The sequence below is a fragment of the Streptomyces sp. NPDC004752 genome, from assembly GCF_053601275.1.
Genome location: NZ_JBSGBN010000068.1, coordinates 1 through 22,826, shown reverse-complemented (window position 1 = coordinate 22,826; position 22,826 = coordinate 1). Strand labels below are relative to the sequence as shown.

Genomic DNA, 22,826 nt, shown 5'->3' with positions numbered 1-22,826 from the left:
GACCGTATGCCCGAGCACCGCAGACCGAAGGACCGAAGCGCATGATCCGCCCACGCGAAATCGGCTACACGGACGAACTGCTCGCCGACGGCAGCGTCCACCGCACCTACGAGGACGGTCGGCAGGAATGGCGTCGGCGCGGCCCGGCCGGCCAGGTGCACTGGCGCGACGACCAGGGCGGCACGGGCACCGACGAACTGCTGGGCGACAAGATCGTCAAGCGTACGCACGCCGACGGCACGGTGACCTACGGGCGGGACATCGGCTACGGCCGGACCCTCTGGGGGCGCGGTGAAACCCTCATGATCAACCGGACCTCGTTCGGCGGCCGGATGGGGGCCGTCCTCGTCGGCCTCGGCGTGGCGGGACTCGCCGTCACCGCCGCCCAGCTTCCGCCGCTCAGCCTCACCCCGGACGAGGAGGAGGAACTGCGCCAGCAGGCGCGGGCCTCGTCTTCCGCAGGGGGCGACGGCGGCGGCGGTGACGGCGGCGGCAGCGACGGCGGTAGCGACGACGACTGGGACGGCGGGGACTGGAGCGACGACGGCGGCGGCTGGAGCGACGACGACTTCGGCTGACCTACGGCCCCTTTGGTCGGTGAAACGACTGGCCGGTGAAACGACGCGCGTACCCGGGCATCCGGGTACGCGGCAACAGGAAAGGACCCTCCGATGGCGCGCTTCTGCGTCTGTCTCGCGTCGGCACCCGGGCCCGCCGACGGTCGGCCCGGCGCGGCCGACCTGCACCTCGCCGCCATGGGAGCCTCGGCCGTCGCGCCGGGACTGGCGCTCGTGCGGGACGAACCCGGGCACGCCCGGGGACCGTTCGACGCGCACGGGATGCGAGCCGTCGGAGAGGTCACCCTGCACAACCGGGCCGAACTCCTCGCCGCCCTCACGGCCGACGGCGCCCCCGCCCCGCCCGACGCTGCCGACGGCGAGCTGCTGCTGCGCTGCTGGGCCCGGCTCGGCGCACCGGGAATCGCGCTGGCCGAGGGCATGTTCGCGCTCGCCGTCCTCGATGGCGACGACCTCGTGCTGATCCGCGACCACGTCGGCGCCCGCACCCTCTTCTACGCCCGTGCCGCAGGCGCCTGGGCGGCCACCACCTCCCTGCGCGCCCTGCGCCGCTGGCCCGCGCTGGGCACCCGCATGAACCTGTCCGCCGTACGCTCCTTCCTCACCTTCGCCTATCTGCCCGGCGACGAGACCCTGCTGGAGGGCGTACGCGAAGTGCTTCCCGGCCGGGTGCTGCGGCTCGCGGCCGACGGGACCGTGACCGAGACGGTCCACTGGGAACCCCGGGAGCGGCTCGACGGGCCGCCCGGGGAATCCGACGACCACGTCCTCACCCTGCGCGCCCTCCTCGAAGAGGCCACCGCACGGCGGCTGCCCGACGCCGAGGCCGTCGGCGTGCTGCTGTCCGGCGGGATCGACAGCTCGCTCGTCACCGCGCTCGCCGCGAAGCTGCACAGCCACCCGGTGCACACCTACTCCATCAGCTTCGGCGACGAACTCCCCAACGAACTCGGCTACTCGGGCCTGGTCGCCGCCCACTGCCACACCCGGCACCGGGTGCTGACGGTCTCCGGCACGGCGGTCGCCGCCCGGCTCGCCGACACGGCCGCCCTGCTCGACAGCCCGGTCGGCGACCCCCTGACGGTGCCGAACCTGATGCTCGCCGAGGCGGTCGCCGACGACGGGCTGCGCACCGTCCTCAACGGGGAGGGCGGAGACCCGGTGTTCGGCGGGCCGAAGAACCTCCCCATGCTGGTCCAGGAGATGCACGCCGGGACGCCGGGCACGGCCGGGTCGCCCTGGTACGAGGACCGGGCCACCGCCTATCTGCGGTCCTACCGCAAGTGCTGGACCGACCTCCCGGACCTGCTGACCGCCGACGCGCTGTCCGCGCTGGAGTCGGCGCCGCCCCCGCAACGCTTCGTCGAGCCCTACCTCACGGGCCCGGACCGGATGCCCCACCTCCTCAACCAACTGCTCCACTGCAATCTGCGGACCAAGGGCGCCCATCACATCCTCACCAAGGTGGAACGGCTGACCGCCTCCCAGGGGCTCCAGGGCCGTGCCCCGCTCTTCGACCGACGCGTGGTGGACCACGCCTTCGCCACCCCGCCCGCGCTCAAACTCCGGGGCACGGCCGAGAAGTGGGTGCTGAAGGAAGCCGTTCGGGACCTGCTGCCCGCCACCGTCGTGGACCGGCCCAAGAGCGGGATGCGGGTCCCGGTGCAGCAGTGGCTGAGCGGGCCGCTGCGCGAACTGGGCGGCGACCTGCTGCTCGGCCGGGCCGCACGACGACGGGGGCTGTTCCGGCCGGACACCGTACGGACCTGGATGCGTGGAGAGGGCACGCTGCTGCCCCGTCAGGGCGGCAAGCTGTGGCTGGTGCTCACCCTGGAGCTGTGGCTGCGGGCGTACGACCTGTGAACTTCCGCGAACGGACCGAGGAGACGAGCCACTCGTGAACACCACACTCATCGACCCCCGCACCGGCCGGGACCGGGGCACCGCCCCCGTGGCGCGCGAGAGCGAGGTGCGGTCGGCGGTCGAGGCCGCCCGCGCGGCCCTGCCCGGCTGGCGCCGCCTCACCCCCAGGGAACGGTCCCGCCGACTGGAACGGCTGGCCGCACTGGTGGAGGAACACGCCGACGCCTATGTCGCCCGGGAAGCCGCCGGGACCGGCAAGCCGGACACCGAGACGACGGGCGAGGTGGCACAGGTCGCGGACCTCTTCCGGTTCTACGCCTCCGCCGTCCGCGCCCAGTCGGCACCGGCCGCCGGACGGCTGGTCGACGGCCATGAGAGCTGGGTGCGCTGGGAACCCCTCGGGGTCGTGGGCGTCGTCGTGCCCTGGAACTACCCGCTGATGATGGCCGCCTGGCGGTGCGCCCCGGCCCTCGCCGCGGGCAACACGGTGGTGGCCAAACCCGCCGAGACCACCCCCGACACCCTGCGGCTCCTCGCCGAGCACGCCGCCGAGGCGCTCGGCCCTGCCGTCCTCGGCGTTCTTCCCGGCGACCGGCAGACCGGCCGGCTGCTGGTCGCGGCCGATGTGGACATGGTCGCGTTCACCGGCAGCGCGGCGGCCGGGGCCGAGGTGGCGGCGCGTGCCGCCGGGCGCCGGGTCAGTCTCGAACTCGGCGGCAACGCCCCCGCGCTCGTCCTGCCCGACGCGCCCGACGACACCTGGACCCAACTGGCCCGCGCCTGCGTCTACAACGCCGGGCAGAGCTGCGCCGCCCCCGCCCGGGTCATCACGCTGCGCGAGAACTACGAGCACACGGTGGAGCAACTGGCCGTCGCGGCACGGGAGTGCCTCGCGGGCCGTGACTTCGGCCCGCTCAACAACCCGGACCAGCTGGCCCGTTACGACGGCATCGTCAAGGCATCCGCCGCCGGGCGGCACATCGCCGCCGACATCGCGCCGCGGCCCGGCGAGGAGAACGGCTTCTGGCGGCCCGCCCGGATCCTGGCCGACCTCCCCGACGACGACCCGGCCGTGGTGGAGGAGGTCTTCGGCCCGCTGCTCACCGTGCAGTGGGCAAGCGACCTGGACGCGGCCGTGGCGCTGGCCGGCTCCGTCCCGCAGGCGCTGGCCGCGAGCGTGTGGACCGGCGACCTGGCCACCGGCCTGGATCTCGCCGGCTGGCTGAACGCGGGGGAGACCTGGCTCAACTGCCACCTGGTGCAGACCGCCGAACTCCCGCACGGCGGCCGGGGCGCCTCGGGCCACGGCACCGACCTGAGCACGCTGGCCCTGCACGAGTACCAGCGCCCCAAGACGATCACCGCCCGGCTGACCTCCGGACGCTGACGACGACGGCCCGGACGTGCACACCGGAAGCCATCGCGGAGAAAGGCTTCTGGCGGTCGGCGCTCCGCTCCCCGCGCGAGCGGGCACCGAGAAGGGCACCGCCGGACCGGCGGAAGCCGACCGTCGGCCCGGTCACCGCAGGCCGCCGCTGCCGTAGGGGGCGTACAGGTCCAGCAGCCGGGTGCGGGACGAGCGCAGACGGTGGGCGAGGACCTCGCCCACCCACTGGGCGACGCTCACACCGAGTGCGGGATCGTCCCTGCACATCGAGCGGACCGCGGTGGCGTCGAACTCATAAGCGCGCACCGGGCTGGTCGCCTCGGCACCCAGATGCCAGCAGTGCGGTGCGAACAGCCAGGACCAGCCGACGAGTTCGTTGTGCCGAAGCGTCTCGATGACGGCGGCGCTGCGGCCGGGCACGCGCATGTCGAGGTCGACGCTGCCGGTACGGATGACCCAGAACCGGTCGGCGCGGTAGCCCTCCTCCAAGAGACGGGTGCCCTGCGGGAACGACACCTCCCGGGCCAGCCGCATCAGCCGATGACGATGCTCGGCCGGCAACGCCTGAAGCATGCCGGCCGTGGCGGGAGCGTTCATGACGTGCCTCCAGTTCAGGGCGTACGAACCTGCGACCTCCAGCGTGCTCCTCTGCACCGTGTCGGACGAGGGGCCACCCGGCCCCGGGGCCGGGCCGCCCGGCACCGGCGCATGGGCAAGCCCGCCGGGATGCCGACCGGCCTCGGACCGAGGGACGTTCGGCCTGCCGTCCGGGCCCTGCGGGCCCTCTGCCGGGCGTCGACGACGCGGGACATTGAAGGAGCAACGAAAGCCGACCACATCCTGCGTGACACACCCTTCGGAAGGGACGAGCACCATGGCAGTGCACGATCACCCCCACTCGCACCGGGTACTCCGCTTCCCGTCCCCGCGCCGGGCCAGAACGGCTCCCGCCGGCACCGACGAGACGACCGCCGACGTGACGACCGCCGCCGACCTGACGAGCGCCGCCGCGTCGACGACCCGCGCATACGCGTTCGCCGGCCTCCGCATCCTGACGGGGTTCGTCTTCCTGTGGGCGTTCCTGGACAAGACGTTCGGCTTTGGTTACGCGACCCCGTCCGGCAAGGGCTGGATCGACGGCGGCTCACCCGCCAAGGGATTCCTCAGCGGTGTCGCCGCCGGACCGATGAGGTCCACCTTCCACGACTGGGCCGGGGCCGCCTGGGTGGACTGGCTGTTCATGCTCGGCCTGCTCGGCCTCGGCCTTGCCCTGATCGCGGGCATCGGCCTGCGGCTCGCCGCGGTCGCCGGCACCCTCATGATGGCGCTGATGTGGATCGCGGAGTGGCCGCCGGCCAAGCACCTGTCCGACGGCTCGGCGAGCATGTCGACCAACCCGTTCGCCGACTACCACGTGATCTACGCCGTCGTCCTGATAGCCCTCGCGGCCGCGGGCGCCGGCGCCACCTGGGGCCTGGGGAGGGCCTGGGCGCGACTGCCCTTCGTCAGCCGTAACCGCTGGCTGCTGTGACGGCCGCAGGTCCTTTCCACCGGGGCACCTCCGCTCGTGGGCGGAGATGCCCCGGACGCCGTACGGCTACGTGAGGCTGCTCCAGTACGGCCAGAAACGGGTGAGGACGAGCAGTGCGATCACGCCGTACCAGGCCGCCAGCAGCATCCAATGCGTGTCCCGCAGAACCTCCAGGACACCACGGGGCACGCGGACGACGCCCCGTTCCAGGCAGTGCAGGGTCACGCACCAGAACAGGCCGATGGTGACGACCCAGACGACCGCGCAGTAGGGGCAGATCTTGTTGAGCGCGTAGAGCGACTGCCCGATCAGCCAGTGGACGAACACCACACCCGCCAACGCCCCGGCACCCAGCGCGCGCCACAGTCCGCGGTGCAGGCGCGCACCCGTGAGCACGGCGACGCCCAAGGCGGCCACCACGGCGAACGCCCCCAGCCCGAGCAGCATGTTGGGGAAACCGAACAGGCGGCCCTGCCAACTGGACATGACCCCACCACAGTTGACGACGGGGCTGATGTTGCACGGCGGTTGATACGCGGGATCGCGAAGGAGCCGCCAGTCGTCCACGGTGAGTCGGAGGGAGACGAGCCAGCCGACGGTCCCGGTGAGAACCATCGCCCAGCCCGTTCGACGGCTCGCGCCCACTACCCGCGCGGGCCGGGCGCTCGTCACGTCCGCCGCGAGCGCGGGTTCGTGGCTCATGCGGCGTGCCGGACGCCGAAGACCGATCGGGTCCGGTGCGCGGCCGCCCGGGCCGCGGCCGGTGCAGCGCGCCGCCGGTAGACCGGGTAGGGGCGGACGAGGCAGCCGATCGGGAGGCTCCACACGTGGCCGAGGCGGGTGGCGGGCCGGGCGGCGAAGAGCAGGCACGCGGTCAGGACGTGCAGCCGGAACAGCAACGGGACGACGACCTTGAGCGGCCTCTCGTCACCGGTCTCGCCGAGGACGCGTTCGCGCATGTACGAGCGCAGCGCGGTGAGTTGCGTCAGTACCGCGATGACGACATCGATGTCCTCGGCGGTGAACACGGCGCGTCCGTCCGCGAACACCCCGCGGCGGGTGAGCAGCTCGCGGGCGGTCGGCGGCCAGTCCTCACCCGTGCGTGGCGCTGGACATCGTGTTTTCCGTTCGTTCTGCATGGCCCGGAACGTTAGAAGCCGCGGGCCGTGGCGAGCCTGGGGCGTGCGGTCCCCGCCGGACGGCTTTCCGGCCCCATCGGACCGGCCGCACAAGGGCCCAATGGTCCCCGTGGCGGGGCCCGGTCGGCCGGAGAGCCGGGTGTACCGGCGCTGCATGCTGGGCGGTGATCGGAATGCTTGGCGGTGATCGGACCGTAGATGTCCGTCCGTGTCATCGCACGCGGTCCCCGGGATCCTTCGGCCGCGGCTCGGTCGCCGCCGGCCCGAAGGCCACCTCCAACAGTCCAGCGGCGCACGGTCATTGCTCAAGTGGCCGTGCCCGCAGGCGCATCAGGAAAGAAGGACAACACGTCATGGACGGATCACACCGTCGAGCCGGCACCCTGCTCGGGACGGTCGGCATGGCATTGGGCGTCGCCGGACCGGTCATGGTGCTGCGCGGCCGCAGCGGCAGGAAGGAGATCCGTACCGAACTGGCCGCTCAGAAGATCACCTTCCCCGACCGCGGGCTGCCCGTGGAGCTCGCCGCCTACGCCGGCCGGCGCGTGGAAACCGGTTCCGACGCACACGCCTACGCCGAGTTCATCAAGGGCAACCTCGCCCGTGCGACCGGCGGTCGCACCTATGCCGAGATCACCGCTGAACTCCACGCCGGCGACGGCGAGGACGAGAAGCTCGCCAGGCTGCGCCAGAACGCGTTCATGGGCCAGTCCCTGCGCGCCGCACTGATGTCCGCCTCCCAGGCATGGCATCTCACGACCCTGGTCACCGGCCTGGGAGCCGCACTGACCGGCCTGGGTGTCGCCCTGGTGGCCACCGCGGACGCCCTCAACTCCCGCTCCCCGAACCGCTCCTGAACCGGCCCCGTGGAAGCGGACCATTTCCGCGACGAAGAGATCGCGACGAAGAGATCGCGACGAAGAGATCGCGACGAAGAGATCGCGACGAAGAGATCGCGACGAAGAGATCGCGACGAAGAGACCGCGACGAAGAGACCGCGACGAAGAAACAGGACGAAGAAAGAGGCGACCTCATGCGTACCCGAGCCGTGCTGGACCCTGCCACCGTGGAGTCGCTGCTGGCGGCCGCCGTCACGGCGCCGTCGATCCACAACACACAGCCCTGGCGCTTCCGCCTTGACCCCGACGGCCAGGTGCTGGAGGTCCGTTCGGTGCCGCAGCGCACACTGCCGCTGACCGATCCGACGCACCGCGCCCAGTATCTGTCCGTGGGCGCGGCGGTCTTCAACCTCCGGCTCGCCGCCGTACACCTGGGCCATCGAGCGGAGGTGAGGCTGCTGCCGGACCCGCACGAACCCGGCCTGCTGGCCGCCGTACGACTGTCCGGCCCGCTCGGCACGAACGACGAACCGCCGGACCCGGGTCTCCACGAGGCCATCGCACGGCGGCACACGAGCCGTCTGCCGTTCACCGGACGCCCGGTGCCCGAGCGGATCGTGACGGAGATGGCGGCGGCCGCGCACGCCGCCGCCGCACGCCTGCACATCCCGGATATCGCCGGTACGCGGCGGCTGCTGCGCCTGACCGCCGCGGCCGAAGCGCGCAACCAGGCCCACCCGGCACGTACAGCCGAAACCCTCGCCTGGATCACCGCGCCGGGAGCAACCACCCCCTACGGCATTCCCCTCACCGCCCTCGGCCCGCCCGACGCGGGCCGGCGGATACCGATGCGGGACTTCACCGGCCCGCTGCCCGTCGTCCGCCGGCCCGCCCTGTGGTTCGAACGCCATGTGCAGCTGGCCCTGCTGTGGACACCCCACGACCGGAGGGAGGACTGGCTGCGCGCAGGTCAGGCGCTGCAGTACGTGCTGCTCACGGCGACCGCCCACGGTCTGCGCACCTCACTGTTGCACCAGGCCATGGAATGGCCCGCGCTGCGGGCCGCGATGGCTCCGCCGCACCACAAGCGGTGCCATCCGCACATGCTGATCCGGTTCGGGTACGGCCCGGACGGCACCGGCACACCACGAGGTTCCGGGCAGGCCACTTTCGCCGTGGCCTGAAGTGGGCCCGTTGGACCCCATTCGAGGGCCGATCCGGGGCTGTTCGGCCCTATCTGCCCCAGGTACCGCTGCGGCGATCATGAGGCGGCGGCTGGGAAGGCCGGGTTCATACCCGCCCCCATGGCACTTCCCGGTTCGTCGCTCAATGGCAGAAGGGGAGGACACCGTCCGGTGGACGAGACGCAGCAACCGCAGGTGGAGACCGAGAGGCCGAGGGACAGGGCGGTGATCTCCGCGGCTGTGGGGACTTCCGGCCGCGGAGAGGAGGCGCCGCGCGCACGGCCGTCCTGGACGGACTGGCTGACGACCACCGACCACAAGAAGATCGGGACGTTGTATCTGGTCAGCGCGTTCGTGTTCTTCATCGTCGGCGGGGTGATGGCGCTGCTGATGCGCGCCGAGCTGGCCCGGCCGGGCCTGCAGTTCATGTCGAACGAGCAGTTCAACCAGGCATTCACGATGCATGGCTCGATCATGCTGCTGATGTTCGCGATGCCGCTGTTCACCGGCTTCGCCAACTGGATCATGCCGTTGCAGATCGGCGCGCCGGACGTCGCCTTTCCGCGGCTGAACATGCTGGCCTTCTGGTTCTTCCTGTTCGGCTCGTCGATCGCCGCCTTCGGCTTCCTCACCCCGGGCGGTGCCGCCGACTTCGGCTGGTTCCTCTACGCCCCGCTGTCGGACGCCGTCCACTCACCGGGCCTCGGTGCCGACCTGTGGATCATGGGCGTGGCGCTGTCCGGCTTCGGCTCGATCCTTGGCGCGGTCAACTTCATCACCACGATCGTGTGCATGCGCGCGCCGGGCATGACGATGTTCCGGATGCCGATCTTCGTGTGGAACGTCCTGCTGACCGCCCTGCTGATCCTGATCGTGTTCCCGGTCCTGGCCGCGGCGCTGTTCGCGCTCGAGTGCGACCGCAAGTTCGGCAGCCACGTCTTCGACGCGGCCAACGGCGGTGCGCTGCTGTGGCAGCACCTGTTCTGGTTCTTCGGCCATCCGGAGGTGTACATCCTGGCGTTGCCGTTCTTCGGCATCGTCTCCGAGGTCATCCCGGTCTTCAGCCGGAAGCCGATGTTCGGTTATTTGGGCCTGATCGCCGCGACCATCGCCATCGCCGGCCTGTCCGTGACGGTGTGGGCGCACCACATGTACGTCACCGGCGGCGTTCTGCTGCCGTTCTTCTCCTTCATGACGTTCCTGATCGCCGTGCCGACCGGCGTGAAGTTCTTCAACTGGATCGGCACCATGTGGAAGGGCTCACTGTCCTTCGAGACACCGATGCTGTGGACCACGGGCTTCCTGATCACGTTCGTCTTCGGTGGTCTGACCGGAGTGATCCTGGCGTCACCGCCGATGGACTTCCACGTCTCCGACTCGTACTTCGTCGTCGCACACTTCCACTACACCGTCTTCGGCACGGTCGTGTACGCGATGTTCGCCGGATTCCATTTCTGGTGGCCCAAGTTCACCGGCAAGATGCTCGACGAGCGCCTCGGGAAGATCACGTTCTGGACCCTCACGGTGGGCTTCCACCTCACGTTCCTGGTGCAGCACTGGCTGGGCGCCGAGGGCATGCCCCGCCGGTACGCCGACTATCTGGCGGCCGACGGCTTCACCGCACTCAACACCCTTTCCACGATAGGGGCGTTCCTGCTCGGCCTGTCGATCCTGCCCTTCTTCTACAACGTCTGGAAGACCGCGAAGTACGGCAAGCCGGTCGAGGTCGACGACCCCTGGGGCTACGGCCGTTCGCTGGAGTGGGCGACCTCCTGCCCGCCGCCGCGCCACAACTTCGCCCGACTCCCTCGTATCCGCAGCGAGTCCCCGGCATTCGACCTTCACCACCCCGAGATCGCCGCGTTCGATCAGCACCACCCCGAGATCGCCGCGTTCGAGGAGGCGAGGTAGACCATGCCCCAAGCGGTGCTCGCCCTGGGACTCGCGACGGTGACCGTGTCGGGCTCCGTCTGGTACCTGCCGGCTCTCGCGGACCTGCGCGCGGGAGCCGACCGGCCCGTCTCCCGGCGCGGCGCCGCGGCTGCCTGCCTCAGCGGCTGGACCACGAGCGGGCTCGTCGCGGTACTGCTGCTCGTCTCGAAGAACTGGTGGATACCGTGCGCGGCGGCAATGGCCGGTGCCGTCGCCACGGTGGGCCTGCGGGCCGGCGCGGCCGTCCAGCGCCGCCGCGAGACGCGTGAAACCGCCCGGGACTGGGCGGAGTTGGGCCGCACCGGGCAACCACCCGCCACGGCACGGGCCCGGACCGTCGTCGCCGCGCTGATCGGCTTCGGGCCGGTCGCCACCGTGGCGGCCCTCGGAGCGGTCGCACAGCCCGAGCACGGAACGGACCGGTGGGCCGTCGCCGTCCTGCCCGCCGCGGTGGTCGGGCTGTCGCTCGCCACCGCCGCCGCATACCTCCGGCTGACCCGGCGTACGAACCGCTGCCGCGCCGACGCGGTCGGCCGCCGCCGATGAACGGCACGGCACCGCGCTGGAGACCGGGAAGCCGACGGCCGGCGGTTCAGGGTGGCGCGCCGTCCGTGCGGCGGGCATGCGCAGAGCGGCGCGGGTACGCGAAGAACGGCGGGCATGTGCAGAGCGGCGGGCCGTGTCTCACCGCGTGGCGCGCGTTGCCCTGAGTTCGCGTCCGGTGACCATCTCGGACTCTCCGTACGAACACCGGTTCATGCAGGGGCATCCAGGACGACGGCCCGATCTGCGACAGACGCTCGTTCTCGACGGGATCGGTCACCACGGTGGCCCGTCCGGTGACGACCACGCTCCAGCCGGACCGGGTGGGCGCATCGAACTCGTCCGCCTCGAAGGCGACCACGACGCCGTCGATGGCGCGTACGAGGTCCGAGTCCGGCGAGCTGCTCAGGATGACGGAGGCGTCCGTGTCCAGGGAGAAGTTGACGGGGAGGACCGCGGGCAGCGCCTGCCGGGTGTAGACCACGCGACCGACCGGCACCTTGGCGAGCAGGCGCAGGGATTCCCGCCGGTCGAGTGCGCGAAAGGTGTCGTTCTGGAACATCGGTCCATCGTCGCCGCGGTCGTCGTGTCGGGGGTAGGGCCGACCGGCCCTACCCCCACACCGCGCAGGGTGGTCGATCGCGGCCGTTCCAGCACCGATGACAAGCGGGCCGCCGCGGAACGACGACCCGCTGATCCGGCGCGCATACGCCCACATCCGGTGCGCATACGTCCGCATGCGGTGCTCGGCGTCCCACTGACGCCCGCGCGGCCCGCGCAGTCGGCTCGGGGCAGCCGTGACCGACCAGTGGCCGGTCACGGCTGCCCCACGCGCGGGCCGACTACGCCGACCTGGTGCAACTCGGCTTCGACGTGGTCACTGCACGCCGGCTCCCTTGGCCACCTCGCCCAGCTCAATGCAGTTGGTGGGTTTGAAGTCGAGTTCGCACAGCTTCGCTCCGGCGAGGTCCTCGTCCGTGCTCAACACGGCCTCCCACGTGGAGTAGTAGTCCGTTCCGGCCTCCAGCGGGTCACCGGGGCCCACTCCCCCCACGCCCGGCCCCTGCCCGTTCTCGTCCACCTCGCTCTCGGAGAAGAAACGGGTGGCGTTGTCGAAGTAGCCGCTCATACAGTCGGACGTTGCGCATGCGCTGGGCACGACGCTCACCACCTGCTCGGCGGGGGCGAGAACGTTCCGGACGGGGTCCTTCGACCGGACCACCACCTGAAGCTGCAGGGCGTTCTCATCCGTGTCGAGCGCCGCGTTCTCCAACCTCTTGGTGGTGAGCACGGCGGAGACCACCCGCATCTCAAAAACGCCGATGCCGTCCCCACGGTCGATCGTCAGTGCGGGGCCGCGCGGCTCAGGCGGCTTCGGCGACTCAGCCGACGGCGTGACCTCCGCGGCGCTCGTCGACTCCTGCACCGGATCCGCACTGCCCCCGCCCCCTCCGCCGTCTCCGCAAGCGGTGGCGACGACGCACAGGAGTGCGACGCACCCCAGGGCAGACCACTTTCTCAACACTGACATGTCGGATGTTCCCCCATGTATCCATGATCTGGATACGCACCGGCGCGGCGGGGCTCGACGGCCCCGGCCGGTGAGACGAAGCCTACCGATCATGATGTGCCCGCCGGACAACGATCGCGGTTCGCGCTGTGTGTGCCGGGCCCTGTTCACATCACGTGAACAGGGCGATCAGGACCTGCCCGAGGGAAAGGGCCCCTGCACAGAACGCGACGACGCCGAGCGTGAGTTGTGCCCAGCCGCGTGCACCTTCGAAGCTGACCACACAGCCGATCTGAATTCGCAGGTCATGCGGCCCGACGGGGGCGCGGTGTCAGGTCTGCGCCGGGTGTGTGCCGGGTGTGTGACAGGTAGGGAACGGCTGTGCCACGTGATCGTCACCTGGTTGTCCGGTCACGCCGGTTACCACTTAGCATCACGGCGGACGCATGGTGGACCGGGGATTCCAGGGGGACTTGTGGTCGTAGTCAGGGAAACGGTGCGCCTCGGTTGCGCCGTCACGGTGTGCGGCTTGGTGCTCGTCGGCTGTACCTCCGGTGAAGGCGAGCCGTCCGCATCGACGCCTGCGACGAAGACCGGTGCCACGACGACCGCCGGCCCGTCGCCGACCACCCTCGTGGACAGCGATCCTGCCAAACTGCCGACGACGACGGCCCAGGCCACCGCCCTGATCCGGGACGTCATCCCGGACCCCGCCGCCTTCGGCCCCGGCGCCGTACGCCGGACCCCGTACGAGAGCGACCCGCGGCGCTGGGCGGTCCTCGGCGACGACTGTGTCTGGCACCAGCAGACGCTCCCGAAGGACATCGTCGCCACCCTGACCCGCTCCTACGAGATACCGGCGAGCGGCGCCAAGGGTCCGCTGCGGCTGAGCGCCGTCGTCACGGTACACCGCACCGCCGAGCAGGCCGACTGGGAGAACGCCGAGGTCCTGGAGGAGATGATGCGCTGCCCCACGCAGCAACTGCGCTCCGACGAGGTGATCACGTCCCTGAACGATGTCCCGAACTCCTTCGGTGAGTCCGGGAACGAGTACGCCGAGGACTCCCTCACCGAGCTCGGCAGCTACACGGGCGCCGAAGTCGGCGGCCCCCACCCCTACCTCTGGGAGCAGACCCGCATCGGCCAGTTCACCCTCGCCGTCTCCGCCAAGGGCGCCAAGGGCTGGGACCGGTCCGATCTGTTCGACCGGCTGCGGGATCCGCACGTCGGCATGCGCACCCGCCTCAGAGCCGCGATCGAACGCAACACGTCGGAGCCCGGCGTCGGCACGAAGGGCGACCGCTGATGACCGAGAAGCTCACCCCCTCCGACCCGGCCCGCATCGGCGGCCACCGTCTGCTGGCCCGGCTCGGCGCCGGAGGCATGGGCGTCGTCTATCTCGGGCGGGCCGAGTCGGGGGAGCTGGCCGCCGTCAAGGTGATCCTGCCCGAGTACGCCGACCAGGCCGAGTTCCGGGCGCGCTTCCGCCGTGAGGTCGCCGCCGCCCGGCGCGTGGACAGCCCCTGGGCGGTGCCGGTCACCGGCGCCGACCCGGACGCGGCCGCACCCTGGCTCGCCACCGCGTTCGTGCCCGGCCCCTCGCTCGCCGAGGCCGTCGCCGCCTGCGGTCCGCTGCCGTCGCGCGCCGTACGCGTCCTCGGCCGGATGCTGGCCCGCGCCCTGACCGCCGTACACGACGCGGGACTCGTCCACCGTGACGTCAAACCCGGCAACGTGCTGCTCGCCGTCGACGGCCCGCGCCTGATCGACTTCGGCATCGCCCGTGCCACCGAAGAGACGGCGCTCACCTCGGCCGACATGGTCGTGGGCACACCCGGCTTCCTCGCCCCGGAGCAGGCCCAGGCGCAGCCCGCCTCGCCCGCCAGTGATGTCTTCGCCCTCGGCTGTCTCCTCTCCTATGCCGCCACCGGGCGCCCGCCCTTCGGCAACGCTGCCGTGGACGCCCTCCTCTACCGCACGGTGCACGACGAGCCCGACCTCGACGGTGTCCCCGACGACACACGCGCGCTCCTGGAACGCTGCCTCGCCAAGGATCCGGCCGCCCGGCCCACCGCCCGCGAGGTGGACGAGACGCTGGCCGAGGACACACCCCACGACCCCGTCGACTGGCTGCCCGACGCGGTCGTACGACTGATCGCGGACCGCTCCGCCGCGATGCTCGCCCTCCCGGACATCGAGGCGACGGTTCTCGAAGCGACAACGGATGAACAGCAGACGGAAGTTCCCGCAGACGCACCGGAAACGCGCAGCCCCTCCGGCCGCCGCCGTTTCCTGCTGCTCGGCGGTGCGGCCCTGCTCGCGGCCGGTGGCGGTGCCGCCCTGTGGGCCGCACGGCGCGACGACGACACCGCGTCGGCCGCCTCCTCCCGTGCCCGCCGCTGGACCCTCGGCGTCCAGGCCGATCTGACGGGGCCGCAGAAAACTCTCGGACAGGCCCAGGAACGCGGGATACGGCTGGCCGTCGAGCAGTTCAACTCCCACGAGAGCAAGCCCTTCACGCTCACCCTCAAGACGGTCGACGACCGGGGCGACGCGACCCGGGCCGCCGAGGTGGCCTGCACCCTCGCCGCCGACCGCGACCTGCTAGCCGTCATCGGCTCGACCGGCGACGAGACCACCGGGGCGAGCCTCGACAGCTACGACGAACAGCTTGTCCCCCAGCTCACGGCCTCCTCCGCGCAGTCCGTGTACGGCACCCGGGAGCCTCGCCACTTCCTCCAGGCCGTCCCCGGCTACACGAGCCTGCCCGTCACGGCCGCCCTCTCCCTCCAGGCCCAGGGCGCCCGGCGGGTGAGCGTGCTGATCGACCGCGACGGCGGCATCCCGGCCTGGGAGCTCGGCCACACGATGTTCCAGAGCCTCAGCTACCTCAAGATCGCCGACAAGCCACGTGTCGTACCGCGGCTGGCCGAGCACCTCGCCCCGCTGGTCGCCGAGATGGTCGCGCACCAGCCGGACGGCTTCGTCTACACGGGCACCCCCGCCCGCGCCGCGACCGTCGCACGCGCCCTCGCGCTGACGGACTTCAACGGCCTGCGCGTCCTCGGCCACCCGGCCGCCGCACCGGAGTTCCTGTCCGCCGCGGGCACCGCCGCCGACGGCTGGCAGATCTTCGCCCCATACATCGACCCGTCGGCCGCCCCCGTCCGCGCCTTCGCCACCGCCTACCGAAAACGCTACGGCTCCGCACCCCCGTACTGGGCGGCCGAGGCGTACGACGTGACCCGGATGGTCATCACCCGCCTCACCGAGGCCGGCGGACGGCCCTCCAGAAACAGGCTGTACGACCTGCTGACGAAGGGCACGTACAAGGGACTCGTGCGGACATACGCGTTCGACAAGCAAAACCGCTGGTGGCTCAAGGGGGACGAGACCTTCCGGTACGAGGTGAAGGACGGCCGGTACTCCTACGCGGGCAAGGTCGCCTTCTGATGCAGCCCCTGACGGCCGACGACCCCGAGGACATCGGCGGGCACCGGCTGCTGGCCAGGCTCGGCGCCGGCGGCATGGGCATCGTCTACCTCGCCCGCACGGCAGGCGGGGCACTCGTCGCGCTCAAGACGATCCGCGCCGAACATGCGGCGGACCCGTCCTTCCGCACCCGGTTCCGGCGCGAGGTGACGGCGGTCCGCGGCCTGACCGGGCACTGGCTGGTGCCGGTCGTGGCCGCCGACACGGAGGCCCGGGAGCCCTGGCTGGCCACGGAGTTCATCCCCGGACCGTCGCTGGTGGAGGCGGTCGACGGCTTCGGCCCGCTGCCCGTCGCCGGCGTACGGACCCTGGGAATCCGGCTGGCCGACGCACTCACCGCCGTACACGCGGTGGGAGTTGTGCACCGCGATGTCAAACCGGGCAACGTCCTGCTCGCCCTGGACGGCCCCCGCCTCATCGACTTCGGTATCGCCCGCGCCGCGGGCGCCACCGCGCTCACCGCACCTGACGCCGTCGTCGGCACGCCCGGTTTCCTCGCGCCGGAGCAGGCGCAGGCCCGCGCAGCGGAGGTCGGCCCGCCCAGCGACGTCTTCGCGCTGGGCTGTGTCCTGGCCTACACGGCCTCGGGCCGCCGCCCGTTCGGCACCGGATACGCGGCGGGCGTCCTCTTCCGCACGGTGCACGCGGAGCCGGAACTGACGGACGTCCCCGGCGAGTTCCAGGCTCTGATCGGGGCCTGCCTGGCCAAGGAACCGGCCGAGCGGCCGACGGCCGCCGAGGTCGCGGCGGCGCTCCGTGACCCGCGGGTCTCACTTGCGCGGGACACGCCCGAGGCCACGAAGGAGCACTGGCTGCCGCCCGCGGTGCTCCGGGTGGTCGCCGAACGCTCCGCACGAGCGCTGGACGTGCCCACCCCCCGACGCCCCACACGGCAACCGCCGTCCGACGACCCGGCGCCCTCGCACCCGCGGGACGCCCGCCCGCCGACCCGACGGCGCGTGCTGCTGATGGGGAGCGCGGCGGCCTCCGTGGTCGCCGTCGGCGGCGGCGTCACCGCCTATCTGACGGCCGGGGGAGGGGGCGCGGACGGCTCGGGCGGTGCCCTTCCCGTGCACACCCTCGGCTTCCAGGCCGACCTCAGCGGTGCGAACAAGGCGGACGGCGTGGCGCAGGAGCGCGGGGCGCGGCTCGCCGTGGAGCAGCACAACGCGCGCGCGGACATCACCTTCCGCCTCGCCCTCGACACCGTCGACGACCGGGGCGAGGCGGCCCGCGCCGAGCAGGCGGCCCGGCGCCTCACCGAGGCCGGGGTGAGCGCGGTCCTCGGCCCCGGGACGGCGACCGCCGCGCTCGCCGCCGGCCCGCTCTACCAGGACGCCCGCACGGCCATGGTGCTGATCTCCGTCGACGACGACAGACTCACGTCGTCGCAGCTGCGCACCCTGCGCGTCACCCGGGCACCCGAGTCCTTCCTGGCGTTGCCGCTGACCACCTATCTGACCTCGGTACGACCGGCCGACCGCACCGCCGTCATCGACGACCGGGCGGCAGGCCGGACGGGATCGGATCTCACCAACTGGCTCTCGCTGAAACCGCCCCATGAGGGCACGACAAGCGTCCACCCCGTGGCGGCCGACAGCGACGCCTTCGCACCCGCCGTCCGCGCCGCCCTTGCCGCCAAGGCGCAGGCCGTCGTCTTCAGCGGCACCTCGCCCGAGCGCGCCGCGCGCTGCGCCCGCGCACTCGCCGACGAGGGCTTCACAGGACTGTGCCTGGGCACCTGGCACATCATGCGTCCGGCCTTCCTCCAGCAGGCCGGAACCGCGGGCCGGAACTGGCTGTTCGGCACCCCCTTCACCGACCCCGGCAGCGTGTCCCGCACCTTCAGGACCGCCTACCGCGCCAGATTCGGCACGGCACCCGGGCGCTGGTCCCCGGAGGCGTACGACGCCGTGGGACTGGTCACGCGCACCCTGGAGAGACTGGGCAAGACGGCCGACATCGAAGCGGGGGCCGTGGCCCAGCGCCTGTTCGACGTCACATACCAGGGACTCGCCAAAACCCTCCGCTTCACCACCGACGGCACCAACTCCCTGGACCCGAAGGCGGCCGGGCTGTACTTCCTGTTCCAGGTGAAGGGGAACACCTTCCGCTTCCTGGGACGCCACGACCAGGTCAAGTGAGCCCGAAGGGTCCTGAACGAAGCGTTCGCCGGGATCTGCCCGCCGCAGATCCAGGTGCCGCTGTTCCGGGTGCCGCTGTGACCGAGGTCCTCGCCCACTCCGGGAAGGCTGCGGCGGGTATCCGCCCACTGGCCGGCCGAGGTCCGGCATGGGGACGGCACAAGCACGGCTGCCGCTTCCTCATCCGGCAACGAAGCCGCCTCACGCCCCGCGCGGCCCCTCCTCGGCCAGGTCGGACGAGACAGTGCGCGCACCGATCGCGGTCAGTTCCACCAGCATGTCCGGCCGGGCCGGCTCTGCGACACCGACGGCGCAACGCACTGGCACGCGCTCCCCGAAGTACCGCCGATAGGCCGCGTCGAAGGCGGGCCGGTGTCGGGCGAGGCCGGTGAGGTAGATCGTGAGGTGGAGGACGTGGTCGAGGTCGGATCCAGCGCGAAGCAGTTCCGCCCGCAGACAGCGCAGGACCTGCTCGCTCTGCTCTTCGATCGTCTCCCCGACCAACTCGCCGTCCGCGCCGACCGGAATGACGGTCGTGAAGACCAGTTCGGCCGCCCGGATCGAGTCGCTGGACAGGGCTGCCGGCTCGGGCTGTGCGGGGAACCTCTCGATCGCCGTCACCGCGACGCCTCGATGAGGCCGAAGGTCGCGTCGCACCTCGGAGGTCACCTCGCGGGCACTCGTCACACCGCAGAACCTCATCGCCTGCGTGAACTCATCGGCGAAGATTCCCAGCAGCCGCGACACCGCCTGCTCACCGCCCGCCGCCAGCGCGTACACCGCGGACCGGCCGAGCCCCGCCGCAGTGGCCCCGCCGCTGAGGTGGGCGAGCGCGTCCGCACCACGAGTGACGGCCCCGTCGCAGTAGACCTCGCACCGCCCGTCGACGGCCTGTACGACCTCTTGGAGAACGCTGATGGTCGACGGCTGCCGATCGAACTGGCGCCCGCCGTGGTTCGACACATAGATGGCGTCGGCGCCGTGGTCCAGCGCGATCCACGCGTCCTCGGCGCACATGATGCCCTTGATCACGATCTTTCCGGGCCACTCTGCGCGCACCCGGATGACGTCGCTCCACGTGATGCTCATGTCCTCGTTCTGGGCCATCCAGGGCTTCATCCGCGACATCCGCAGCGGTCGTCCGTTCTCCAGGTAATTGCCGTAGGTGACCTTGCGGCGGAACAGAACGTTCGACACCCACCGCGGGCGCACGGCACAGGACAGCAGGTCGGGCAGAGAGAGCGCCGGAGGCAGCCGGTTGAGGCCATGGTGCAGATCGTGCTCCCGCTTGTCGCCCAGAACGCAGTCACCGGGCAGGACGAGCACGTCGATGCCCAGGTCGCGCGCTTGGGCGAGGTGCCGCTCGGTGTGTGCGCGCTCCTTCCAGAAGTTCACCTGCGACCACACGTGCCCCGGAGCGGCAGCGGCTACTTCGGGCAGGGACACACCCGACCAGGCACTGTGGATGAAGACGGCGCCGGCCCGGTGGGCCGCGCGGGCGACGTCGACATCGGCGTCCGGGTGCATGAGGCCGAGCATGCCCATCGGGGCGATGAAGAACGGCACCTCGCAGCGTTGGCCCAGCATGGATACATCGGTCTGCAGAGCACTCACCGAGGGGAATGCCCGCTGCTTGAACTCGACCCCCCGCACGTCGCGGATGTTGCGTTCATTTGTCAGCTCGTCGAGCACCGCCCCTTCGAGGAAGTCAAAGGCCATCCGGGGCAGCCGTCGGCGTGCTACGCGCTTGTAGTCGGCGGCATTCACGATACGAGAAGCGCGCATCACCGTTCCTGGTCCGTGGCGGTGGCTAGCGGTGGGGCGCCGGTCCGGTCCGGCTCGGCGACGCCGACAGGTGCGGTGATGGAGCTCACCGCATCGGCGCCGATGACGATTGCACGCGGCATGATGGATTCCTGGTTCTAGAGGACCTTGTTGAGGAACGCTTGGGTGCGCTCGTGCTGAGGGGAGTTCAGGACGGCGGACGGCTTGCCCGATTCGACGACAACGCCGCCGTCCATGAAGACGAGTGAGTCACCGACCTCGCGGGCGAAGCCCATCTCGTGGGTGACGACGATCATCGTCATGCCGTCCTCGGCGAGCTGGCGCATCACGTCCAGCACCTCGCCGACGAGTTCGGGGTCGAGTGCGGACGTCGGCTCGTCAAAGAGCATCAGGTCGGGTTGCATGGCCAGGGCACGGGCGATCGCCACGCGCTGCTGCTGGCCGCCGGAGAGCTGGGACGGATAGCTGTCGGCCTTGTCGGCAAGCCCGACCCGGGCGAGGAGCGCCTCGGCACGTGCGACGGCGTCCTTCTTCGTCACCTCTTTGACCTGGACGGCGCTTCCGTGATGTTTTCGAGCGCCGTCATGTGCGGGAAGAGGTTGAAGCGCTGGAAGACCATGCCGATGTCCTGGCGCTGCCTGGCGATCTGCTGGGGGTTCAGTTCATGGATCCGCCCGGCACGCTCCTCGTAGCCGACGAGCCTGCCGTGTACGTACAGGCGGCCGGCATCCACGCGTTCCAGGTGATTGATGCAGCGCAGGAAGGTGGACTTGCCGGAGCCGGACGGGCCGATCAGACACATCACCTCGCCGGGTTCGACGGTCAGGTCGATGCCTTTGAGGACTTCGGTGGATCCAAAACGCTTGTGGACGCCCTGGGCGTTGACGATGGTCACTGCGCTCCTTCGGCGGGGGCGATGGCCGCGCGCAGCCGCTGCAGTGCGCCGGGGGGACGGGTGTGGCCGGCACCGCGGAGGAACCGGCGTTCCAGGTAGTGCTGACCGATGTAGAGCACCGATGTCACCAGCAGATACCAGGCGCAGGCGACGGTGAGGAGCGGCACCTGCTGGAAGTTGTGCGAGTAGATGCCCTGGATGGAGGTGAGCAGTTCGGGGACGGCGATGGCGAAGACCAGGGACGTGGTCTTGAGCATGGAGATGACCTGGTTGCCGGTCGGCGGGATGATGACACGCAGGGCCTGCGGCAGAACGATCCGCCGCATCGTCTGGGCGCGGGTCATGCCGAGTGCGTCGGCGGCCTCGGTCTGGCCGGAGTCCACCGAGGCGATGCCGGCCCGGACGATCTCGGCCATGTACGCGGCCTCGTTCAGTCCGAGTCCGAGCAGGGCCGCGGTCATCTGGCCGATCAGCTGGTTGGTACTGAACTGCACGAACGTCGGGCCCCGGGGGATGCCCAGGCCGATCTGCGGCACGATCGCTGACAGGAAGTACCAGAACAGCAGTTGGACCAGGAGCGGGGTCCCGCGGAAGGCCCAGATGTAGATGCCGCTCAGCGACGACAGGACCGGGTTGGCGGACATCCGCAGCACGGCGAGCAGGATGCCGCCGATGGCCATGCTGATCACGGTGAGCCACAGCGTGGTGCCCAGGCCGCTCAGCACAGTGGGGTCGAACAGGTAGGTGCCGTCCGTCGACCACTGCATGCGCGGGTTGGCGGTCCACCCCTGGACCAGGAACACGACCAGGAACAGCAACACTGCCGAGGCGACCCAGCGTCCGGGATGGCGCAGCGGGACCGCGTCGAGGTCGGACTGCTTGGCGGCGACGCCGGGTGCGAGAGCGGAGACAGGAGTGTGCGTCATCTCGCGCCACCGCCGTTCACGGTCGCGCGGCCGATGTTGCCGGACTCGACGCTCCACTGCTTGAGGATCTTGGTGTACGAGCCGTTGTCGATGAGTTGCTGCAGAGCCTTCTGCACAGCCTGAACCAGTTGGGTGTCGCTCTTGTCGACCAGGATTCCGTAGCGCAGGAAGCGATAGGGCTTCCCGACCGCCTTCATCTGGCCGTTGGACTGCTGTGCCTGGTAGGCGATGGTGGGCGTACCGCCGACGAAGGCGTCCGCCCGGCCGGTGGACACGGCTTGGAAACCGGCCGCCGAGTTGGGGAAGACCAGTGTGTGGGCGGCGGTCTTGCCTGCCTTGGAACACTTGGCGGACTGCTCTTTGACGTCGTCGACCTGGGCGGTGCCCTGCTCGACGGCGACGTTCAGGCCGCACACATCGGCCAGCGAACCGACGGCTGAGGCACGGGACTTGGTCACCAGGATCGAGCTGGAGGTCTTGAAGCAGTCGACGAAGGTGACGAACTTCTGACGCTCCGGCGTGTCCAGCATCGCCTGAATGGCGAGGTTGTAGCGGTGGGCCTGGACGCCGGCGACCATGCTGTCGAAGCTGGCCTTGGTCAACTTCACTTTGACGCCGAGCACTTCGCCGATGGCGTTCATCAGGTCGGGCTCCATGCCGGTGATCGTCTTGTTGTCGGAGCCGAGCATTTCCAGGGGCGGCTAGGTTCTGTTTCTCGGATCTCCTGACAGCGCCTGGCTTGCGGTCCAGGCTGTGTTGTGTGACTGGTCGTGGGGCTTTGACGAATGCGGAGTGGGAGCGGCTTGAGCCGTTCCTGCCTCGTGGTGGGACTCGTGGTGGCCGGTGGAGCGATCACCGCAGAGTGATCGACGGTGTCCTCTTCCGTGTGCGGACGGGTGTTCAGTGGCGTGACCTGCCGGAGCGGTTCGGCCCGTGGCAGACGGTGTACAAGCGGCATCGGCGCTGGTCGGCCGATGGGACCTGGGAGCGCCTGCTGGCTCGGGTCCAGGCGGAACAGGACGCTGTCGGCGGGATCGACTGGGACGTGTCGGTCGATTCCACGACCGTGCGCGCTCAC

At 70.8% G+C, this 22,826-nt stretch carries 20 protein-coding genes and 2 pseudogenes; 12 read left to right on the top strand and 10 right to left on the bottom strand.

Annotation, left to right across the window (positions count from 1 at the left end; genetic code table 11):
• Positions 1-41: 41 nt before the first annotated feature.
• The 3 genes from ACWEKM_RS26235 to ACWEKM_RS26225 all read left to right on the top strand — a co-directional run bounded on the left by ACWEKM_RS26235 (position 42) and on the right by ACWEKM_RS26225 (position 3,828).
• Positions 42-578, top strand: a complete 537-nt coding sequence (locus tag ACWEKM_RS26235; protein ID WP_451623683.1) for a hypothetical protein — start codon at positions 42-44, stop codon at positions 576-578.
• A 93-nt stretch (positions 579-671) separates the two neighbouring features.
• Entirely contained in the window at positions 672-2,441 is a 1,770-nt protein-coding gene (locus ACWEKM_RS26230) for an asparagine synthetase B family protein (RefSeq protein ID WP_451623682.1), read from the top strand.
• 34 nt (positions 2,442-2,475) lie between these two features.
• Positions 2,476-3,828, top strand: coding sequence for an aldehyde dehydrogenase family protein (locus ACWEKM_RS26225; RefSeq protein ID WP_451623681.1), 1,353 nt, complete (start codon positions 2,476-2,478; stop codon positions 3,826-3,828).
• 132 nt (positions 3,829-3,960) lie between these two features.
• Here the strand turns inward: ACWEKM_RS26225 and ACWEKM_RS26220 are convergent, their stop codons facing one another.
• Entirely contained in the window at positions 3,961-4,425 is a 465-nt protein-coding gene (locus ACWEKM_RS26220) for a cyclic nucleotide-binding domain-containing protein (protein WP_451623680.1), read from the bottom strand.
• Between the two features lie 277 nt (positions 4,426-4,702).
• Between ACWEKM_RS26220 and ACWEKM_RS26215 the strand changes: the two genes are divergently transcribed.
• Complete coding sequence (locus tag ACWEKM_RS26215; protein ID WP_451623679.1) at positions 4,703-5,359, top strand: hypothetical protein; 657 nt, start codon at positions 4,703-4,705, stop codon at positions 5,357-5,359.
• Between the two features lie 66 nt (positions 5,360-5,425).
• Here the strand turns inward: ACWEKM_RS26215 and ACWEKM_RS26210 are convergent, their stop codons facing one another.
• Both ACWEKM_RS26210 and ACWEKM_RS26205 read right to left on the bottom strand, forming a co-directional pair.
• The gene (locus ACWEKM_RS26210) at positions 5,426-6,061 is read right to left on the bottom strand and encodes a vitamin K epoxide reductase family protein (RefSeq protein WP_451623678.1); all 636 of its coding nucleotides are present in this window, start codon (positions 6,059-6,061) and stop codon (positions 5,426-5,428) included.
• Positions 6,058-6,498, bottom strand: a complete 441-nt coding sequence (locus ACWEKM_RS26205) for a respiratory nitrate reductase subunit gamma (RefSeq protein ID WP_451623677.1) — start codon at positions 6,496-6,498, stop codon at positions 6,058-6,060. Before ACWEKM_RS26205 ends, ACWEKM_RS26210 begins: the two co-directional genes overlap by 4 nt.
• 353 nt (positions 6,499-6,851) lie before the next feature.
• Between ACWEKM_RS26205 and ACWEKM_RS26200 the strand changes: the two genes are divergently transcribed.
• The 4 genes from ACWEKM_RS26200 to ACWEKM_RS26185 all read left to right on the top strand — a co-directional run bounded on the left by ACWEKM_RS26200 (position 6,852) and on the right by ACWEKM_RS26185 (position 10,999).
• Positions 6,852-7,355, top strand: coding sequence for a hypothetical protein (locus ACWEKM_RS26200; protein WP_451623676.1), 504 nt, complete (start codon positions 6,852-6,854; stop codon positions 7,353-7,355).
• 176 nt (positions 7,356-7,531) lie between these two features.
• Positions 7,532-8,521: an Acg family FMN-binding oxidoreductase gene (locus tag ACWEKM_RS26195; RefSeq protein ID WP_451623675.1), complete on the top strand. Its 990-nt coding sequence runs from the start codon at positions 7,532-7,534 to the stop codon at positions 8,519-8,521.
• Between the two features lie 171 nt (positions 8,522-8,692).
• Positions 8,693-10,432 carry an aa3-type cytochrome oxidase subunit I gene (ctaD, locus tag ACWEKM_RS26190; protein ID WP_451623674.1) on the top strand — a complete coding sequence of 580 codons (1,740 nt, stop codon included), beginning with the start codon at positions 8,693-8,695 and terminating at the stop codon, positions 10,430-10,432.
• Between the two features lie 3 nt (positions 10,433-10,435).
• Entirely contained in the window at positions 10,436-10,999 is a 564-nt protein-coding gene (locus ACWEKM_RS26185) for a hypothetical protein (protein ID WP_451623673.1), read from the top strand.
• A gap of 138 nt (positions 11,000-11,137) precedes the next feature.
• On the opposite strand, the pseudogene ACWEKM_RS26180 reads toward ACWEKM_RS26185, so the two are convergent.
• Together ACWEKM_RS26180 and ACWEKM_RS26175 are read right to left on the bottom strand one after the other, a co-directional pair.
• Positions 11,138-11,558 (bottom strand): annotated as a pseudogene (locus ACWEKM_RS26180) (pyridoxamine 5'-phosphate oxidase family protein).
• Between the two features lie 315 nt (positions 11,559-11,873).
• Positions 11,874-12,422, bottom strand: a complete 549-nt coding sequence (locus ACWEKM_RS26175; protein ID WP_451623672.1) for a hypothetical protein — start codon at positions 12,420-12,422, stop codon at positions 11,874-11,876.
• A gap of 616 nt (positions 12,423-13,038) precedes the next feature.
• Between ACWEKM_RS26175 and ACWEKM_RS26170 the strand changes: the two genes are divergently transcribed.
• The 3 genes from ACWEKM_RS26170 to ACWEKM_RS26160 are packed head-to-tail and all read left to right on the top strand — an operon-like array spanning position 13,039 to position 18,142.
• Positions 13,039-13,812, top strand: a complete 774-nt coding sequence (locus ACWEKM_RS26170) for a hypothetical protein (protein WP_451623708.1) — start codon at positions 13,039-13,041, stop codon at positions 13,810-13,812.
• A complete protein-coding gene (locus ACWEKM_RS26165) occupies positions 13,812-15,959 on the top strand; it encodes a bifunctional serine/threonine-protein kinase/ABC transporter substrate-binding protein (protein WP_451623671.1) in 2,148 nt (715 codons plus the stop codon). The genes ACWEKM_RS26170 and ACWEKM_RS26165 overlap by 1 nt, the downstream gene beginning before the upstream one ends.
• Positions 15,959-18,142 (top strand): bifunctional serine/threonine-protein kinase/ABC transporter substrate-binding protein, encoded by a 2,184-nt coding sequence (locus ACWEKM_RS26160; protein ID WP_451623670.1) that lies wholly within the window; start codon positions 15,959-15,961, stop codon positions 18,140-18,142. Before ACWEKM_RS26165 ends, ACWEKM_RS26160 begins: the two co-directional genes overlap by 1 nt.
• Before the next feature lie 201 nt (positions 18,143-18,343).
• Here ACWEKM_RS26160 and ACWEKM_RS26155 read toward each other — a convergent pair whose 3' ends face one another.
• The 5 genes and pseudogenes from ACWEKM_RS26155 to ACWEKM_RS26135 all read right to left on the bottom strand — a co-directional run bounded on the left by ACWEKM_RS26155 (position 18,344) and on the right by ACWEKM_RS26135 (position 22,437).
• On the bottom strand, positions 18,344-19,927 hold the full coding sequence (locus tag ACWEKM_RS26155; RefSeq protein ID WP_451623669.1) for an alpha-hydroxy-acid oxidizing protein: 1,584 nt from the start codon (positions 19,925-19,927) through the stop codon (positions 18,344-18,346).
• On the bottom strand, positions 19,927-20,049 hold the full coding sequence (locus ACWEKM_RS26150; RefSeq protein WP_451623668.1) for a hypothetical protein: 123 nt from the start codon (positions 20,047-20,049) through the stop codon (positions 19,927-19,929). Before ACWEKM_RS26150 ends, ACWEKM_RS26155 begins: the two co-directional genes overlap by 1 nt.
• 15 nt (positions 20,050-20,064) lie before the next feature.
• A pseudogene (locus ACWEKM_RS26145) lies at positions 20,065-20,816 on the bottom strand (amino acid ABC transporter ATP-binding protein).
• Between the two features lie 2 nt (positions 20,817-20,818).
• Positions 20,819-21,748, bottom strand: a complete 930-nt coding sequence (locus ACWEKM_RS26140) for an amino acid ABC transporter permease (RefSeq protein ID WP_451623667.1) — start codon at positions 21,746-21,748, stop codon at positions 20,819-20,821.
• The gene (locus ACWEKM_RS26135; protein ID WP_451623666.1) at positions 21,745-22,437 is read right to left on the bottom strand and encodes an ABC transporter substrate-binding protein; all 693 of its coding nucleotides are present in this window, start codon (positions 22,435-22,437) and stop codon (positions 21,745-21,747) included. The genes ACWEKM_RS26140 and ACWEKM_RS26135 overlap by 4 nt, the downstream gene beginning before the upstream one ends.
• A gap of 71 nt (positions 22,438-22,508) precedes the next feature.
• On the opposite strand from ACWEKM_RS26135, the gene ACWEKM_RS26130 reads away from it, so the two are divergent.
• Positions 22,509-22,826, top strand: a 318-nt coding sequence (locus ACWEKM_RS26130; RefSeq protein ID WP_451623665.1) for an IS5 family transposase, incomplete at its 3' end; no start/stop codon positions are given.

Excerpts from the sequence above, each read along its gene's own strand:
- ACWEKM_RS26235 (WP_451623683.1), top strand. The coding sequence starts at position 42 with ATGATCCGCCCACGCGAAATCGGCTACACGGACGAACTGCTCGCCGAC.
- ACWEKM_RS26230 (WP_451623682.1), top strand. The coding sequence starts at position 672 with ATGGCGCGCTTCTGCGTCTGTCTCGCGTCGGCACCCGGGCCCGCCGAC.
- ACWEKM_RS26220 (WP_451623680.1), bottom strand. The coding sequence starts at position 4,425 with ATGAACGCTCCCGCCACGGCCGGCATGCTTCAGGCGTTGCCGGCCGAG.
- ACWEKM_RS26215 (WP_451623679.1), top strand. The coding sequence starts at position 4,703 with ATGGCAGTGCACGATCACCCCCACTCGCACCGGGTACTCCGCTTCCCG.
- ACWEKM_RS26210 (WP_451623678.1), bottom strand. The coding sequence starts at position 6,061 with ATGAGCCACGAACCCGCGCTCGCGGCGGACGTGACGAGCGCCCGGCCC.
- ACWEKM_RS26205 (WP_451623677.1), bottom strand. The coding sequence starts at position 6,498 with ATGCAGAACGAACGGAAAACACGATGTCCAGCGCCACGCACGGGTGAG.
- ACWEKM_RS26200 (WP_451623676.1), top strand. The coding sequence starts at position 6,852 with ATGGACGGATCACACCGTCGAGCCGGCACCCTGCTCGGGACGGTCGGC.
- ACWEKM_RS26195 (WP_451623675.1), top strand. The coding sequence starts at position 7,532 with ATGCGTACCCGAGCCGTGCTGGACCCTGCCACCGTGGAGTCGCTGCTG.
- ACWEKM_RS26185 (WP_451623673.1), top strand. The coding sequence starts at position 10,436 with ATGCCCCAAGCGGTGCTCGCCCTGGGACTCGCGACGGTGACCGTGTCG.
- ACWEKM_RS26165 (WP_451623671.1), top strand. The coding sequence starts at position 13,812 with ATGACCGAGAAGCTCACCCCCTCCGACCCGGCCCGCATCGGCGGCCAC.
- ACWEKM_RS26160 (WP_451623670.1), top strand. The coding sequence starts at position 15,959 with ATGCAGCCCCTGACGGCCGACGACCCCGAGGACATCGGCGGGCACCGG.
- ACWEKM_RS26155 (WP_451623669.1), bottom strand. The coding sequence starts at position 19,927 with ATGCGCGCTTCTCGTATCGTGAATGCCGCCGACTACAAGCGCGTAGCA.
- ACWEKM_RS26150 (WP_451623668.1), bottom strand. The coding sequence starts at position 20,049 with ATGCCGCGTGCAATCGTCATCGGCGCCGATGCGGTGAGCTCCATCACC.
- ACWEKM_RS26140 (WP_451623667.1), bottom strand. The coding sequence starts at position 21,748 with ATGACGCACACTCCTGTCTCCGCTCTCGCACCCGGCGTCGCCGCCAAG.
- ACWEKM_RS26135 (WP_451623666.1), bottom strand. The coding sequence starts at position 22,437 with ATGCTCGGCTCCGACAACAAGACGATCACCGGCATGGAGCCCGACCTG.